The sequence below is a fragment of the Catellatospora sichuanensis genome (assembly GCF_007483665.1).
Lineage (GTDB): Bacteria > Actinomycetota > Actinomycetes > Mycobacteriales > Micromonosporaceae > Catellatospora > Catellatospora sichuanensis.
Window position 1 is genome coordinate 280,552 of the sequence record NZ_VIQO01000023.1, and the last position, 16,919, is coordinate 297,470.

The window sequence follows — 16,919 nt, forward strand, 5'->3', positions numbered from 1 at the left end:
ACTTGCCCGGCAGATGGGCGAATGCGTGCTCAAGATACGCACAGGTGCCGGGCAAGTCCGATGGTCAAGCGCGCTGCGCTGCGCCGCGCGGCACGGCGGCGGGTTATTCGGGGCGGGTTCTGCCGTAGAGCCAGGGTTGGAAGAAGGCGTCGAGGGGGCGGGCGGCGATGCGCTCGGCGAGGGTGACGAACTCGGCGGTGCTGGCGTTGCCGTCGCGCTGCTCGGCGGTCCAGGTGCGCATGATGGTGAAGAACTTCTCGTCGCCGACGAGCTTGCGCAGCGCGTGCAGGGTCATCGCGCCGCGCTCGTAGACGCTGCTGGAGAAGATGCCGTCGCTGCCCGGGTCGGCGGTGGGCACCCGCCACATCCGGTCCTTGCGGTCGCGGTAGCGCCGGTCGTAGTGCTCCTGCACGGTACGGCCGCCCTGGTGCTCGTCCCACAGCCACTCGGCGTACGTCGCGAAGCCCTCGTTGAGCCACATGTCGCGCCAGTTCTGCACCGAGACGCTGTCACCGAACCACTGGTGCGCCAGCTCGTGCGCCAGGATGATCGTGTCCGGCCCCTTCTCCCAGGTCTTGGGCAGGTAGATGGGGCGGGTCTGGTTCTCCAGCTCGTCGGAGACCCGGCTGTCGCCGACCACGATGCCGCCGTAGGCGTCGAACGGGTACGGCCCGAACAGGCTCTCCAGGAAGTCGGCGACCTCGGGGGTGCGCGCCAGGTTGCGGTCTGCCTCACCCGCCGGGACGCTCGTCGCCACCGCGTAGATCACCGGCTTGCCCCGGTGCTCGGTCTGCGTCACCCGGTAGTCGCCGACGACCATGGTGGCCAGGTAGGAGGCCATCGGGGAGGTGACGTTCCAGCTCCAGGTGGTCCAGTCGCCGTCGGTCTTCTTGCCTTTGAGCACGCCGTTGCTCAGCCCGCTGAGCTTGTTGGGCACGGTCAGGTCGATGGTGTAGAGCGCCTTGTCCCGCGGATGGTCGTTGACCGGGAACCAGGCCGCCGCGGACTGGGGCTCGCCGACCGCGACGGCGCCGTCGCGCCCGACGAAGAAGCCGTTGTGGTCGGCGTCGCGCTCGCGGGTCTCGCCGGGCTTGCCGCCGTAGGTGATGACGGCGGTGAACGCCTGCCCCGAGTCGATGTGCTTCGTCGGCGTGATCACCAATTCGTCGCGGTCCCGCTTGACCTCGGCCGGATCCCCCTCGACCACGACGGAGCCCACGGTGAGGCCGATGAGGTCCAGGTGGAAGCGGTCCAGCGGCACGGTAGCCCGGGCCTTGACGGTGGCGGTGCCGTCGAGTTGCCCGGAGGCCGGGTCGAACTTCACCTTCAGCGCGTACGACGTGACGTCGTAGCCGCCGTTGCCGTAGTACGGAAAGTACGGGTCGCCGATCCCGGCCAGGTCGACCTCGGCCGGGGTGTCGCCCTCCAGACCGGGCTCGATGCCCATCGGCCCGGGCCGGGCGGGCGGCGGTGACCCCGTGCACCCGCCCAGCAGCAGTGCGCCCGCCAGCAGGGTGGCGCTCCAAATTCTGATATCACGCACTACTGGGACAATTCGCATGAAATCACAGTAGAGGCGGTCAGCCAAGATCGGGCGCAGCCAGCCGAACCTGCTCCGCCGACTCGTCGTCGGGCTCCTCCTGCGACTGCCGCTCGGCCTGCACGCGCGCCGTGTAGACCTCGATCTCCTGCTCGATCTCCTTGTCGGACCAGCCCAGCACGCCACCCATCAGCCGGGCCACCGTGGGGGCCGCCTGCACGCCGCGCGACCAGGTCTCGATCGACGCCCGGGTGCGCCGGGCCAGCACGTCGTCGACGTGCAGCGCCCCCTCGTGCGACGCCGCGTAGGCCGCCTCCGCGCCCAGGTAGTCGTCGGCGCCGGGCAGCGGCTCGGCCAGTGACGGGTCGTCGGCGACCAGCCGCAGCAGCTCATGGATCATCGAGCCGTACCGGTTGAGCAGGTGCTCGATGCGCACCACGTGCAGCCCCGACTCCTGCGCCAGCAGGTGCCGCCGGTTCCACAGCACCTTGTAGCCCTCCGCCCCGGCGAGCGGGACCTCGTGCGTCATCGACTCCGGGACCCGCTGGTCCAGGCTGCGCACCGCCTCGTCCACCGCGTCCTTGCCCATCACCCGGTACGTCGTGTACTTGCCGCCGGCGATCACGACCAGCCCCGGCACCGGGTGCCCGACCAGGTGCTCACGGGACAGCTTGCTGGTCTCCTCCGACTCCCCCGCCAGCAGCGGGCGCAGTCCGGCGTAGACGCCCTCGACGTCGGCCATGGTCAGCTTCGTGACCAGCACCGAGTTCACGTGCTCCAGGATGTACCTGATGTCGCGCGCGGTGGCCGCCGGGTGGGCCAGGTCCAGGTTCCAGTCGGTGTCGGTGGTGCCGACGATCCAGTGCCGGCCCCACGGGATCACGAACAGCACGCTCTTCTCGGTGCGCAGGATCAGCCCGGTGCGCGACTGGATGCGGTCGCGCGGCACCACCAGGTGCACCCCCTTGGAGGCGCGCACGTGGAACTGCCCACGGGTGTCGGCCATCCGCTGCGTCTCGTCGGTCCATACGCCGGTCGCGTTGATCACCTGCTGGGCGCGGATGTCGTAAGTCTCGCCGCTGAGGATGTCCTCAACCGTCGCGCCGACCACCCGTTCGCCCTCGCGCAGGAACTCGGTGATCCGGGCCCGGTTGGCGACCATCGCGCCGTAGGACGCAGCGGTGCGCACCACGGTCATGGTGTGCCGGGCGTCGTCGACCTGGCCGTCCCAGTACTGCACCGCGCCGACCAGTGAGGCCTTCTTCAGACACGGGGCCTCGCGCAACGCCCGCCGGTGGCTCAGGTGCCGGTGGTGCGGCACGCCGCGGCCGCTGCCGGTGCCCAGACCCATCGTGTCGTACAGCAGCACGCCCGAGCCGACGTACGGCCGCTCCCACACCCGGTGGGTGAGCGGGTAGAGGAACTTCACCGGCTTGACCAGGTGCGGGGCGAGCCGGGTCAGTAGCAGCGCCCGCTCTTTCAGCGCTTCGGCGACCAGCCCGAAGTCCAGCATCTCCAGGTAGCGCAGGCCGCCGTGGATCAGCTTGCTGGACCGGCTGGACGTGCCCGACGCCCAGTCCCGCGCCTCGACCAGCCCCGTCGTCAGGCCGCGGGTGACCGCGTCCAGCGCCGCACCGGCGCCGACCACGCCCCCACCGATCACCAGGATGTCCAGCTCACGAGCGGCCATGTCGGCCAGCGCCTGACGGCGCGACTCAGCGGAAAGCGCGACGACGTCCATCGTGGGCCCCTTACCCGACCTCGACCCAGTTCAGGGTCCGCTCGACGGCCTTCTTCCAGCCCTGGTAGCCCACTTCGCGCTGCTCGTCGGTCCAGGTCGGCTCCCAGCGCTGGTCCTCGTGCCACTGCTCGCGCAGCTGGTCGGTGTTCTGCCAGAAGCCCACCGCGAGCCCGGCCGCGTACGCCGCGCCCAGCGCCGTGGTCTCGGCGACCACCGGCTTGCTCACCGGCACGTTGAGGATGTCGGCCTGCAGCTGCATGCACAGCTTGTTCGCGGTGATGCCGCCGTCGACCTTCAGGAACTCCAGCCGCACGCCGGAGTCCTTCTCCATCGCCTCGACCACGTCGCGGGACTGGTAGCAGATCGCCTCCAGGGCCGCGCGGGCCAGGTGCGCGTTGGTGTTGAAGCGGGACAGGCCGACGATCACCCCGCGGGCGTCGGAGCGCCAGTACGGCGCGAACAGGCCGGAGAACGCGGGCACGAAATACATGCCGCCGTTGTCCTCGACCTGCCGGGCCAGCGACTCGCTCTGCGCCGCGCCGCTGATGATGCCGAGCTGGTCGCGCAGCCACTGGATGGCCGAGCCGGTCACCGCGATGGAGCCCTCCAGGGCGTACACCGCGGGCTGGTCGCCGAACTTGTAGCAGACCGTGGTCAGCAGGCCCGACTTCGAGCGCACCAGCTCGGTGCCGGTGTTGAGCAGCATGAAGTTGCCGGTGCCGTAGGTGTTCTTCGCCTCGCCGGGCGCGAAGCACACCTGCCCCACCGTGGCCGCCTGCTGGTCGCCCAGCGACGCCGGCAGCGCGATCTCCCCGGCGAACGGGCCGTTGGCCCTGGTCTTGCCATACAGCGACGGGTCCGACGACGGCCGGATCTCCGGCAGCATCTCGCGCGGGATGTCGAAGAACGACAGCAGTTCGTCGTCCCAGTCCAGCGTCTCCAGGTTCATCAGCATGGTGCGGCTGGCGTTGGTCACGTCGGTGATGTGCACTCCGCCGTCGGCCCCGCCGGTGAGGTTCCACAGCGTCCACGTGTCGGTGTTGCCGAAGAGCGCGTTCCCGCTTCGCGCGGCCTCGCGTACGCCGTCGACGTTCTCCAGGATCCATTGGATCTTGCCGCCGGAGAAGTACGTCGCGGGCGGCAGCCCGGCCTTGCGCCGGATGGTGTCGCCGCGGCCGTCGCGGTCCAGCGCGGAGGCGATGCGGTCGGTGCGGGTGTCCTGCCACACGATGGCGTTGTAGTAGGGCCGCCCGGTCCGGCGGTCCCAGACCACGGTGGTCTCCCGCTGGTTGGTGATGCCGACCGCGGCCAGATCGGAGGCCTGCAGCTTGCGTTGCGCCAGCGCCGTGCGGATCACGGCGCTGGTCCGCTCCCAGATCTCCAGCGGGTTGTGCTCCACCCAGCCCGCCTGCGGCAGGTACTGCTTGTGCTCCAGCTGGTGCTTGCCGACCTCGTTGCCGCCCCGGTCGAAGATCATGAACCGTGTGCTCGTCGTCCCCTGATCGATCGCACCCACGAAGTCAGCCATCTCGCGTCCTCTCCCTGAACGTCCTGGTCGGCTCTGCTCACGCGTTGTTCTCGGACGTGCCGGACTCCTTCACACCGACCGTGCCGACCGGCGTGTCCGCCTCTTCCACCTGCTCAGCCGTCAGGTACCGGCCGATCAGGAGGTGGTACAGCCAGGCACCCAGCGGGCCGCCGATGAGCGGTCCGAGGATCGGCACCCAGAAATAGAGATTCCCATACTGATCTCTGAAGGCGGACTCGTAACCGGTCAGATAAGACGCGAGCCGGGGCCCGAAGTCGCGGGCCGGGTTGATCGCGTAGCCGGCCGCGGTGCCCCAAGCCATGCCGATCGCGACCACCAGCAGGCCGATCATCAGCGGGGCCAGGTTGGCCAGCGGTGGCAGGTTGAGCAGGTCGGTCAGCGCCAGCACCATGAACAGCAGGATCGCCGTGCCGATGATCTGGTCGCGGAACGCGCCCCAGATGTCGATCGGCAGCGAGCCGTTGCCGGGCAGGGTGGAGAAGACACCCTGCGTCTTCATGGTCAGCCCGGGATCGACCGCGTGCAGCATCTCGGTGTAGTTCCAGCGGACGATCAACGCCGCCACGAACGCGCCGAGCATCTGCGCGATGATGTAGGGCACGACCTTCGCCCAGGGGAATCCCTTGAAGATCGCCAGGGAGAAGGTCACCGCCGGGTTGATGTGCGCGCCGCTGATCCGCGCGGCCGTGTAGACGCCCAGCGTCACGCCCAGGCCCCAGGCCCAGGCGATACTGTCGTGGTCGCCGAGCCCACCCGCGACCACCTGTGCCACCACACCGACACCGAACAAAATCAGGATCATGGTGCCGGCGAACTCCGCGCTCAGCTCGCGCCACAGTCCTTTCCTGGCGACCGCCTTTTCTGCCGTCCCGGAACTTGCCATGTCTGTCCGCCCCCCAGTGGTATCCGCGGGTAGGGGCGGCGAGGCCGTGCGGCGCGCGTACGTCGTGTGCCGTCGCGACAGGAGAACCGCCGCCGACCACCGAAAACGGTGATCCACTCGCGCTACGTGTCCAGCATAGAACGAATCGCGTCCAGCCTAGATCGCTCTCCGATACCCGCTGCCGGGTATGCGATCGTCGGGGGTGATGCGTACTGAATGGGTTTTATGTCGTCGGCCCCGACGGATCCAGCGTCGTGTCACGAACGGCGGCCCGCACCTCGTCCAGCGCCGTCGGCGCCGCCGACAGGGTCCGGCAGCCCGTCGACAGCAGCAGCGGCACCAGCGCCGGGTCGCCCGCCGCGTCGCCGCACACCGACACGTCCCGGTCGTGCCGGCGGCCCGCGCGCACCACCGCGACGACCGCGGCCAGCACCACCGGGTCGGCGATCCGGCCGGGCGTCAGTGCCGGATCGCGCCGGTCCAGCCCGAGCAACGCCGCGGTCAGGTCGTTGCTGCCGATCGAGAGGAAGTCGGCCGCCGCCGCCAGCTCGTCGACCACCACCACCGCCTCCGGTAGTTCGATCATCGCGCCCAGCGGCGGCACCGGCACACCGCGCTCGGCCGCCGCCGCGTTCAGCAGCTCCCGGCACCGGTCCAACTGGGCGACCGAGACGACCATCGGGATCATGACGCGCAGCTGGGCGCCGTCGGCCTCGTCGAGGATGGCCGCGAACTGGTCCGCCAGCGACTGCGGGGCGTCCAGCATCAGCGCCAGCCCGCGATGGCGCGACGAGGTGCCCCACAGGAACGGCGGCAGCTTGTCCGGTGCGAAGTCGAGGGTGCGCACGGTGGCCCGGTGCCCGGCCAGGGCCGCCAGCACCGGCCGCAGCGCCGCGGCGTGCTCGGCCCGGGTCGGCCAGTGCCGCGTGTTCAGGAAGGCCACCTCGGTGCGGATCAGCCCGGATCCCTGCGCCCCGGCGGCCAGGCCCGCCACCGCGTCCGCCGCGGTGGAGACGTTGACCAGCAGCGTCACCGGGGTGCCGTCCCGGGTCACGGCCGGCCGGCCGCGCAGCGCCGCCAGCTCCTCGCGCCGCAGGCGCGCCGCCGTGGCGGCCCGCTGGGCGGCCTCCACCCGATGCGGCGTCGGTGACACGGTCAGCGTCGCCACGACCGCGTCGAGCACCGCCTCCCGGCCCGCCGACGACGCCGGCACGTTCACCCCGAACAGCAGCGGCACGCCCAGCGCCCGCGCCACGATCGCCACGTGCGCGTTCGGCCCGCCCAGCCGCGAGACCCCGCCCACCACCGGCACCGCCGGATCGAGCAGGTCGTCCGCGCCCAGCTCCTCGGCGACCAGGATCACCGGCTCATCCTCCGGCCCGGCCGGGGGCCCGGCCTCGGACCGCAGCTGCTCGACCACGCGGCGGCCGATCTGGCGCACGTCGGCGGCACGGGCGGCCAGGGTGGGGTCCGACAGCGCGGCCAGCACCCCCGCGTACCGCTCCGCCGCGTCGAGCACCGCACGGTCCGCCGGGGTGCCGTTCTCGACCCCGCCGATCGCGGCGGAACGCAGGTCGGGGTCGTCCGCGATGAGCGCGGTCGCCTCCAGGATGTCGGCGGGAGTGCCGTTCTCGCCACGGGCGCGCATGCCCTGCGCGGTGCAGCGCAGCCGGGCCGCGACCGCGTCGAACGCCGCCCCGACCTGGTCCGGGGTGGCGGACACCGATTCGCCGTTGGCCCCGTACGCGAGATGACGCAACCGGCCCACCGCCACCCCGGGCGCGCCCGCGACCCCGCAGTAGACCTCGGGCCTCATGGCGCGGCGGCGTCGGCCAGGGCCTGGAAGATCAGCCAGGTCGAGGTCGCGCCCGGGTCCTGGTGCCCGATGCTGCGCTCGCCGAGGTACGACGCGCGCCCCTTGCGGGCCTGCAGCGGCACCGTGGCGCGCATGCCCTCGGCCGCGGCCTCCGCGGCGGCGCGCGCGGCCGCGGCCAGCCCGCCGTCTCCGTCCTGCCCGTGCTGGCGCACCGCCGCGTCGTAGGCGTCCACCGCCGGCAGGTAGGCGTCCACGATGGTCTTGTCGCCCGGCGCGGCCCCGCCCAGCTTGCGCAGCGCCTCCAGGCCCGCGCGCAGCCCGGCCCCGAACGCGGCCGCGTCCACCTCGGGCCCGTCCGGCAGCGCCTTGCCCAGCGCCCGCAGCGCACTGCCGTACAGCGGCCCGGACGCGCCGCCGACCTTCGACACCAGCGTCGAGCCGGCCAGCACGAACACGGCCCCCACCCCGTCGGGCTCGGCCCCGGCCAGCGCGGTGCGCACCGCGCCGAAGCCGCGGTTCATGTTGACGCCGTGATCGGAGTCGCCGATCGCGGCGTCCAGCGTGGTCAGCTGATCGGCCTGGGCCGCGATGGCGTCCGCGGCCGTGTCCAGCCAGGCCTTGGCGAGCGCGACATCCATCCTCAGACCCCCCAGCGCAGCGCGGGCGTACGCACCGGGGCGTCCCACAGGCGCAGCAGCTCCGGATCGGCCCGGCACACCGTCAGCGACATGCCGGCCATGTCGAGGCTGGTCACGTAGTTGCCGACGAGATTGCGCGCGATGCGCACCCCGGCCGACTCCAGCAGGCCCGCGACCTCGCCGTAAAGCAGGTAGAGCTCGATGAGCGGGGTCGCGCCGAGCCCGTTCATCAGCACGATCGCGTCCTCGCCCGCGGCGACGGGCTTGGCGGCGAGGATCGCCTCCAGCGTCATCGTGGCGATGTCACGGGCGGGCCGCAGCTTCTCGCGGCGGCGGCCCGGCTCGCCGTGGATGCCGACGCCGACCTCCATCTCGTCCTCGCCCAGCTCGAAACCGGGCCGCCCGGCGGCGGGCGTGGTGCAGGCGGTCAGCGCGATCGCGAACGAGGCGCTGGCCTCGTTGACGCGGGTGCCCAGCGCGGCCACCGAGGCGGCGTCGCCGCCCTCCTCGGCGAGCGCGCCGGCGATCTTCTCGACCAGCATCGTCGCGCCCGTGCCGCGGCGGCCCGCGGTCCAGGTGGAGTCCTCCACCGCCACGTCGTCGTCGACCAGCACCGAGTGCACCTCGATGCCCTCGTCGCCGGACAGCTCCGCGGCCATCTGGAAGTTCATGACGTCGCCGGTGTAGTTCTTCACGATGTGCACCACCCCCGACCCGGCGTCGACCGCCTTCGCCGCGGCGAGGATCTGGTCGGGCACCGGCGAGGTGAACACCTCACCGGGGCAGGCCGCGTCGAGCATGCCCAGCCCCACGAATCCGGCGTGCAGGGGCTCGTGGCCCGACCCGCCGCCGGAGATCAGTCCGACCTTGCCGGCCCGGGGCGCGTCGGCCCGGACCACGATCTGCTGCTCCAGGTCCACCCGCAGCTCCGGATGGGCCGCGGCCAGGCCCACCAGCGCCTCCCGGACCACCGCGTCGGGGTGGTTGATGAACTTCTTCACGGCCGGGCTCCCTTCACGGCGTCCCGGGCGCATCGAGGCAACCCGGGGACGCGACCGTCGCGCCGCCGGTGGGCGTCGTAAGTCCATCCTGCCCCGACCGGCGGCAGTGCGCCCGGTTTACCGCCCCGCGCGGGCTACCATCCCCACATGAGCGGCACCGTTGGCCTGGTCCTCGTCTCGCACAGCGCCGACCTGGCGGCCGGGCTGCGTGACCTGCTCCGCCAGGTGGCCGGCGACGCGGTCGCGGTGACCCTCGCGGGCGGCGACGACGACGGCGGCCTGGGCACCTCGTACGAGCTGATCCGCGACGCGATCGCCGAGGCCGGCTCCGGCGAGGGCGTGGTCGTCCTACCCGACCTGGGCAGCTCGGTGCTCACCGCGAAGGCCCTGCTGGAGCAGCACCCGGACCCCAAGGTCCGCCTGATCGACGCCCCCTTCGTGGAGGGCGCGGTAGCCGCCGCCGTCATCGCCGCCACCGGCGCCGACCTGGACACGGTCGCCACCGCCGCGGAGGAGGCCTGGCATGCCCGAAAGCTCTGAGACCACCGTCGTCCTCCCCGCCCACCTGCACGCCCGCCCCGCGGGCCAGGTCGTCGTCACCGCCGCCAAGTTCACCAGCACCGTGGAGATCGTCTACGGGGCCAAGACCGCCAACGCCCGCGGCGTCCTGGCCCTCCTCGCCCTCGGCGCCACCGCCGGCGAAACCGTCACCGTCCGCGCCACCGGCCCCGACGCCCCCCAAGCCGTCGAAGCCGTAGCCACCGCCCTCCACACCACCGAGTGAGCAAAGGAAGGGCACCTTCACATCGCTATGCGTAGAGGAAGGGCACCTTCTTAACGGCGGCCGGCCGCAGTTCTCGGTCGAGGGGAGTCTGCGACGTCACGGGGCCGGGTCGACGTAGACGATGGCCTATGACGTCGAAAAAACATAGATCACCATCGACGTCATCGGCCATCGTCTACGCATGACGCGGTGTGCGAGGTGCGCCGCGCTCAGCTCCAGGGCAGGGTGGAGCGGTGCTTCCAGTAGTCGTCGGCGGACTCGGCCAGCGCCTCGAGGCGGGACAACTGGTCGTCGGTCAGGCGCAGGCCGACGGCGGCCAGGTTGCTCGTCAGCTGCGCCGTCGTCGCCGCGCCGGACAGCACGATCCCCGACCACGGCTGGTGCAGCACCGCCGCCAGCGCCACCGCATCCTGCGGCGCACCGGTCTCGTCCGCCACCTCGGCCAGCACCGTCGACTCCGGCGACCGCTGTGCCAGCCGGCCGTTGGCCATCGCCTCCTTGACGATCACGTGGCAACCGGCGGCACGGGCGGCCGCCAGTGCCCGGCCGGCCGACGGTTCGAGCAGGTTCCAGGTGGCCTGCACGCTGCGGAACAGCGGCACCCCGTCGACCTCGATCCGCAGCGCCGCGTCGATCGCGTCGGCCTGCCGGGGCCCGCTGCTGGAGAAACCGACGGTCACGCCGGTCGCGGCCAGCTCGGCCAGGCGGCGGTGCAGCGCGGTGTCGCCGAGCGCCGGACTCTGCACGGTCAGCGAATGGATCTGGTACGCGTCCAGCCGGTCCCCCAGCAGCTCGCGTGTCTGCGCCAGCTGGCGTTCGTACACGGCCAGCCCGTGGTCCTTGGTCTCGTGCACCTCGGCGTCGATCCGCCAGCCCGCGGTGTACGTGTAGCCCCACTTGCTGCCGACCACCACGTCGGGCACGTCGCGCGAGCCCAGCCACCCGGCGAGGAACTCCTCCGCGCGGCCGTACGAGCGCGCCGCGTCGGTGTACCGCATCCCGGCCGCGTACGCGGTGTCGAGCAGGTCGTAGGTCCGCTCGCGCAGCGCCTCGACCGTCCGGCCCGCGGGCAGATCCCGGTCCCGGCCCAGGTTGATGTACCCCGGCCGCCCCACCGCGGCCAGCCCGAACCCGAGCCGGGCGACAGGGCTGCTCAGGTCGAGCCGTTCCAGCGACATGCCTACATCATTCCGCCTGCACCGGCGGGCGTCGATGCGACTTCCCGGAGAACCCGTCCCCCGCGGCCGGCCTCCCCGGTAGCGTCCGAGCTGGGCATACGAGTCCGCGCGCGTCCACGCCGCGGTGGTTCACGGCGCGCGCTCGCCTCCGTCGACACACCTCACGGGAGGTTCCGGATGGTCGACCGGCGTACGTTCGGCAAGATCCTCGGCACCGGAGCGGTGGCCGCCCTGGGCGGGCTCGCCGTGCCCCCGGACAGGGTCGACGCCGCGGCCACGGACCCCGTCCCGGGCACGGTCCCCGGCCTGGGCACCGGACCCGCGACGGAGGCGGCCGCGCGCGCCCAGCCCGATCTCGGCCCGGTACGCCAGATCGACGCGGGCGAGCTGAACGTCGGCTACGTCGAGACCGGCCCCGCCGACGGGCGGCCGGTGTTCCTGCTGCACGGCTGGCCGTACGACATCCACAGTTACGTCGCCGTCGCTCCGCTGCTGGCCGCCAAGGGCTTCCGGGCGATCGTGCCGCACCTGCGCGGCCACGGCACCACCCGTTTCCGGGACGCGGCGTCGCCCCGCACCGCCGAGCAGTCGGCCTTCGCGCTCGACCTGGTCGCGCTGATGGACGCGCTGGGCATCCGGCAGGCGCTGCTGGCCGGGTACGACTGGGGGTCGCGTACCGCCGACATCGTGGCCGCGCTGTGGCCGGAGCGGGTCAAGGCGCTGGTCTCGGTGACCGGTTACCTGATCACCAATCGGGAGGCCAACAAGCAGCCGCTGCCGCCGAAGGCCGAGTGGGCCTGGTGGTACCAGTACTACTTCGCCACCGAGCGGGGTCGCTTGGGCCTCGACCGGAACCGGCACGACCTGGCGAAGCTGATCTGGGCGTTCAACTCCCCGACGTGGAAGTTCGACGATGCGACCTTCGACCGCACCGCCGCGTCCTTCGACAACCCCGACTACGTCCCCATCGTGATCGGCAACTACCGCTGGCGGCTGGGCCTGGCCGAGGGCGACCCGCGCCACGACGAGTTGGAGGCGCAACTGGCGAAGGGTCCGACGATCGCGGTGCCCACGATCACGATCGACGGCGAGGTGGACCCGTTCACGCCGCCGGGCGACGGCGCGGCGTACCGGGCCAGGTTCACCGGTCCCTACCAGCACCGCACCCTGCGCGGCATCGGCCACAACGTGCCCCAGGAGGCCCCGCAGCCGTTCGCCCAGGCTGTCGCCGACGCCGAACAGCTCTGACCCGGCAGCTCAGCCCGCATGACATGTTAAGAAGGGCACCTTCTACAACGCATAGCGATGTGAAGGTGCCCTTCCTTCCACCCGGCGGGGAGGCCGCCGGGTGGAGATTCACGCGTCAGCTGATGTTGAGCGTGAAGGTGGTGGTCGTGTTCTTGATGTTCTGGAAGTTGTTGCTGAAGGTCAGGTTGTTGAAGGTGGCCGAACCCCTCGCCGGACCCTGACCCGTTTCGGGCAGCTCGTTGACCCAGATGCCGAAGCCGGACTTGGCGTCGTACGCGTCACCGCTCTTCTGCGCGCCACTGATGGTGACGTTGGTGAAGACGGTGTCGGTCACCGGCTGCTGCTCCGGGTACTTCGACTGGAACATGATGCCGGAGTACGTCGGGTCGACGATGTCCACATCGGTCACCCGGATCCCGCGGAACTCCTTCGAGGCCGCGAAGACCCAGATGGCGCCGAAGGTCTGGTTGCCCCAGAAGTGGCCACCGGCCCGCACGAGCGAGATGTTCTCGAACCGTGTGGGTGTGGTGCCGAACCCGACGAACGGGTATCCGAAGTCCAGCGAACTGATCGTGATGCCGGAGTACGTCAGCATGTCCGCGATGTACATGTTGCGGAACACGTTGTTGAACCCGCCGTACACGGCCAGACCAGCCGCACGCCAGGTCAGCGTCGCCGAGATGTTCTCGAAGACGTTGCCGTTGTTGCCGACCGAACCACCGGAGTCGGTCGCGGAGAACAGCGCGAACGCGTCGTCGCCGTTACCGCGGCCCTCGACGTTGCTGACGAGGTTGTTGGTGGAGTCGTTGGTCAGGTTGATGCCGTCGGCGAAGGTGTCGCGGACCCGGCTGTTCTTGACGTTCCAGCCGCTGACCTTGACGCCCCACCAGCCGCAGACCGTGTGCTCGACCCAGACGCTGTCGAACGTCAGGTTGTTCACCTGGCTCAGCTCGCCCCAGACCTTGCCCGGGCCGTCCTGGCGGATGGTGTAGTTGCCGAAGAACGCCAGGTGCTCGAAGGAGGAGCCGTTGGCGCTGCTCTCCACCCGGAAGCCGGCGTCGGTGTTCTCCTGGCCGGTCGGGGTGTGGAAGCGGGTGTACCACATGCCCGCGCCGACGACCTTGACCGGCTTGCCGTAGATCTGGAACTTCTGCGCCGTCTCGTAGTTGCCGGCGGGCAGGTAGACGCCGATGAAGGCGCCGGTGGTGTCCATCCGGACCGCGTCGAGCGCGCTCTGGACCTCCTGGTGCGAGGTGCCGGTCGGGACCTTGTACCTGGCCGGGTCCGGGTTCGCGCGCTGGCTCACCAGCTCCAGGTTGATGAAGTCGATCGCGAAGGTGCCGCTGTTGGCGGAGTCCTTCTGCAGTTTGATCGTGGCACCCGCCGGGATGGTGGAGTCCAGCAGGATGTTGGCCTCGTCGTACAGGTGACGCGGCGCGCCGGCGCCGGGCGAGTTGCTCGGCCCCGCCTCCGCGCCGTAGAGCCACGAGTACTTCGAGGTCAGCGTGATCGCCTTGTGGAACACGTTGTTGACGTAGATGTTCAACGTCGACGTGGTGCCCGTGCCGCCGGAGTTGTCCGGGATGGAGAACCGGGTGACCAGCGCGTTGGACGCGGACTTGGTGGTCCACTGCACGTACTGGCCGTTGCTGTTCAGCGTCACGGCCCTGCGGCCGCTGGCCTCACCGGCGAGGTCGCCGATGGTGCGGTTCGGGCCGACGACGGACGCGCCGCCACCGGTCGAGCCGTCCTCGGCCTCATACATGTCGTAGTTCATGTTCGCGCCACGCCCGACGAACAGCGGCGTGTTGCTGGTGTTGTTGGCCTGCTTGACCGCCAGCTCGTTGGCGTCGTTGGCCAGCACCACGCGGACCGTGTAGCGGCCGTTGGCCGCGGTCCAGGTGCCCAGGTTGACCGCCGCCGAGGCGGCACCGGCGTTGATCACGCCGGAGACCGAGCCGGTCAGCGTGCGGACCACGGTGCCGCCCTCGTTGAGCACGGTGAGGGTGATGCCGTGCGCGCCGCTGGCCGAGGCCATGGTGCCCTGGTTCCTGATCGCCACCGAGAAGGTGACGTTGTTGCCGGCCGACGGGTTGCTCGGCGTCCAGCTCAGGTTCGCGACCAGGTCGGAGCTCTGCACCGGACTGACCGTGAGGTTGCTCGACGCGGTGAGGCTGTTGTTGGTCTCACTCTGCTCGACGACGCTGTTGGCCTCGTCGACCTTCGCGGTGACCGCGTAGGAGCCGGCGTTGCGGGTGCCGATGTTGGCGTTGACCGTCGTCTGCGCCCCGGCGGCCAGCGAGCCGACCGCGGCGGTGCCCACCAGGGTGGTGCCCAGGTAGAAGTTGACGTTGGTCGCGCCCGCGGTGTTGGTGCCCGCGTTGCGGACCACCGCGCTCAGCGTGATCGCGCTGGTCTCCACCGGGGCGGCCGGGGACCAGGTGACCGAGGTGACGGTGAGGTCCGGGTTCGGCGCCGGGGTGCCGATGACCTGGAGCTCGGCCACCTGGCCGCCGGGCGCGCCGGAGTTGCCGGTGAACTGCAGCCGGATGTCGGCGTAGCTGCCCGAGGCGATGATGGTCACCGTGTTGCCGGTGGCCGGGTTGAAGCTGTACGCCTGCGCCGAGACCACGTTGACGAACGACGACGAGCTCTGCTCGCGGCCCAGGACCTGGATGGTCTGGGTACGCGCGCCCCACGCGCCGTCCGGGTTCAGCTTGACCACGACCGAGGTCACGCCGACGTTGGAACCCATCGCCACGGTGAGCTGGTTGGGCGACGTGCTGCCCTCCCAGTACGTGGTGAGGTCGCCGTCGTTGGCGTTCTCCGGTGCGAAGATGTGCGTGTGGCCGTTCGAGGTGATCGGCTTGTTGAGCGCCTGGTTGGTGCCGCCGCCACCGGAGCCGTTGCGGGTGACGATGTTGCTCATCGGCGAGATGTTGCCCGCCGCGTCCTTGGCCCGCACGTAGTAGCTGACCGTCGCCGTGTCCGGCTGGCTGTCGGTGTAGACCAGGGTGCTGCCGCTGACGCTGCCCCGCAGCGCGCTGTTGGCGTAGATGTCGTAGCCGGTGACGCCGACGTTGTCGGTCGACGCGGTCCAGGTCAGACGGATCTGGCCGGAGGCGGGCAGGGTGTAGGCGAGGCTGCCGGGCGCGGTGGGCGCCTGGGTGTCGCCGGACTGGCCGGTGCGGGTGACGGTGTTGCTGTTGCCCGACTGGTTGCCGGCCGCGTCGCGGGCCCGCACGTAATAGCTGACCGTCTGGCTGTCCGGACGGCTGTCGGTGTAGGTCAGCGTCGAGCCGCCGACGCTGGTCAGCAGGCTGCCGTTGGCATAGACGTCGTATGCGGTGACGCCTACGTTGTCGGTGGACGCGTTCCAGGTCAGGCGGATCTGGCCGGACGCGGGCTGCGTGTAGGCCAGGCTGCCCGGCGTGGTCGGCGCCTGGGTGTCACCGGTGGTCGGGCCGTAGATCTCGAACTCGGAGATCTGGCCCGCCGGCCACGCGGTGTTGGCGGTGATGTTGATCCGCACGTACCGGGTGGACGCGGTGGCGAAGTTGATCGTCACGGTGTTCGAGCCGGTGAAGTTGTACCCGGTCGAGGCCACGATGTCGGAGAACGTGGTGCCGTTGGTGCTGCCCTGCACGGACAGGGTCTGCGTACGCGCGCCCCAGCCGGTCGGGATCTTCAGCACGACCCGGTTCACGCTCACGGTCGAGCCGAGGTCGACGCGCAGCCACTGCGGCCAGGCGTTGTTCACGCTCTCCCAGTAGGTGCCCTGGTTGCCGTCGTTGGCGTTGCCCGCGCCGTACACGTCGGCGTGGCCGCTCTCGGCGATGGCCTTGCCGCTGGCGAGGTTGCCGGACGAGCCGCCGCCCGCGCCGTACACCTCCAGCTCGGACAGCTGCGCGGCCGCCCAGCCGGTGTTGGCGGTGATGTTGATCCGCACGTACCGGGTGCTGGCCGCGGTGAAGTTGATGGTCACCACGTTGCCGGAGCCCGGCTGGAAGTTGTATCCGGCCGAGGCCACGATCGTGCTGAACGAGGTGCCGTTGGTGCTGCCCTGCACGGACAGCGTCTGGGTGCGCTCGCCCCAGCCCGCGGGCAGTTTCAGCACGACCTGGTCGATGCTGACGGTGCTGCCGAGGTCGACCTGCGCCCACTGGGCGAAGGCGCCGGAGCTCTCCCAGTACGACCCCGCGTTGGAGTCGACGAGATTGCCGGTCACGTAGGGTCCGTTGACGCTGCTCGCCGTGGTCGCCTTGCCGGCGGCCAGGTTGGGCCCTCCGGCGGCCGAGGCCGGTGACGCCGGCCCCGCCACGACGGCCAGGCTGACAGCGACGGCCGCCGCGAGCAGTCTGATCCGGACGTTTCTGATTTTCACTGCACTCCTCCCTGCATTACCTCTCCTGCGTTTCATCCCGCCGCGAATCCGCGGTCGCCGTCGCGGACGACGGCCACCCCGTGGTGCGGAAGGCGACCCGGCCGGAGCGGATTGCGGCGACGTGCCAGCTCGCGCGCACACGCCGCCACGGCCGAGG

12 protein-coding genes are annotated in these 16,919 nt (G+C 71.0%); 3 read left to right on the forward strand and 9 right to left on the reverse strand.

What is annotated here, in order from left to right:
• Window positions 1-103 precede the first annotated feature (103 nt).
• The 7 genes from FLL47_RS29450 to dhaK form a co-directional block, all read right to left on the reverse strand.
• The gene (locus FLL47_RS29450) at window positions 104-1,561 is read right to left on the reverse strand and encodes a M1 family metallopeptidase (protein ID WP_144124633.1); all 1,458 of its coding nucleotides are present in this window, start codon (window positions 1,559-1,561) and stop codon (window positions 104-106) included.
• A gap of 19 nt (window positions 1,562-1,580) precedes the next feature.
• On the reverse strand, window positions 1,581-3,281 hold the full coding sequence (locus FLL47_RS29455) for a glycerol-3-phosphate dehydrogenase/oxidase (protein WP_144124636.1): 1,701 nt from the start codon (window positions 3,279-3,281) through the stop codon (window positions 1,581-1,583).
• Between the two features lie 10 nt (window positions 3,282-3,291).
• Entirely contained in the window at window positions 3,292-4,809 is a 1,518-nt protein-coding gene (glpK, locus tag FLL47_RS29460; protein WP_144124639.1) for a glycerol kinase GlpK, read from the reverse strand.
• 37 nt (window positions 4,810-4,846) lie between these two features.
• Window positions 4,847-5,713, reverse strand: coding sequence for an MIP/aquaporin family protein (locus FLL47_RS29465; protein WP_144124642.1), 867 nt, complete (start codon window positions 5,711-5,713; stop codon window positions 4,847-4,849).
• 223 nt (window positions 5,714-5,936) lie between these two features.
• The gene (locus FLL47_RS44825) at window positions 5,937-7,529 is read right to left on the reverse strand and encodes a putative PEP-binding protein (protein ID WP_144124645.1); all 1,593 of its coding nucleotides are present in this window, start codon (window positions 7,527-7,529) and stop codon (window positions 5,937-5,939) included.
• Window positions 7,526-8,167: a dihydroxyacetone kinase subunit DhaL gene (dhaL, locus tag FLL47_RS29475; protein WP_144124648.1), complete on the reverse strand. Its 642-nt coding sequence runs from the start codon at window positions 8,165-8,167 to the stop codon at window positions 7,526-7,528. The genes FLL47_RS44825 and dhaL overlap by 4 nt, the downstream gene beginning before the upstream one ends.
• A gap of 2 nt (window positions 8,168-8,169) precedes the next feature.
• Window positions 8,170-9,168, reverse strand: a complete 999-nt coding sequence (gene dhaK, locus FLL47_RS29480; RefSeq protein WP_144124651.1) for a dihydroxyacetone kinase subunit DhaK — start codon at window positions 9,166-9,168, stop codon at window positions 8,170-8,172.
• A gap of 147 nt (window positions 9,169-9,315) precedes the next feature.
• Between dhaK and dhaM the strand changes: the two genes are divergently transcribed.
• Window positions 9,316-9,708, forward strand: coding sequence for a dihydroxyacetone kinase phosphoryl donor subunit DhaM (dhaM, locus tag FLL47_RS29485; RefSeq protein ID WP_144124654.1), 393 nt, complete (start codon window positions 9,316-9,318; stop codon window positions 9,706-9,708).
• The gene (locus tag FLL47_RS29490; RefSeq protein ID WP_144124657.1) at window positions 9,692-9,952 is read left to right on the forward strand and encodes an HPr family phosphocarrier protein; all 261 of its coding nucleotides are present in this window, start codon (window positions 9,692-9,694) and stop codon (window positions 9,950-9,952) included. The genes dhaM and FLL47_RS29490 overlap by 17 nt, the downstream gene beginning before the upstream one ends.
• 209 nt (window positions 9,953-10,161) lie before the next feature.
• Here the strand turns inward: FLL47_RS29490 and FLL47_RS29495 are convergent, their stop codons facing one another.
• Window positions 10,162-11,130 (reverse strand): aldo/keto reductase, encoded by a 969-nt coding sequence (locus tag FLL47_RS29495; RefSeq protein ID WP_144124660.1) that lies wholly within the window; start codon window positions 11,128-11,130, stop codon window positions 10,162-10,164.
• 177 nt (window positions 11,131-11,307) lie between these two features.
• Between FLL47_RS29495 and FLL47_RS29500 the strand changes: the two genes are divergently transcribed.
• On the forward strand, window positions 11,308-12,378 hold the full coding sequence (locus tag FLL47_RS29500; RefSeq protein WP_144124663.1) for an alpha/beta fold hydrolase: 1,071 nt from the start codon (window positions 11,308-11,310) through the stop codon (window positions 12,376-12,378).
• Window positions 12,379-12,493: 115 nt separating this feature from the next.
• On the opposite strand, the gene FLL47_RS29505 is transcribed toward FLL47_RS29500, so the two are convergent.
• On the reverse strand, window positions 12,494-16,756 hold the full coding sequence (locus tag FLL47_RS29505) for a galactose-binding domain-containing protein (RefSeq protein ID WP_144124781.1): 4,263 nt from the start codon (window positions 16,754-16,756) through the stop codon (window positions 12,494-12,496).
• Between the last annotated feature and the right edge of the window lie 163 nt (window positions 16,757-16,919).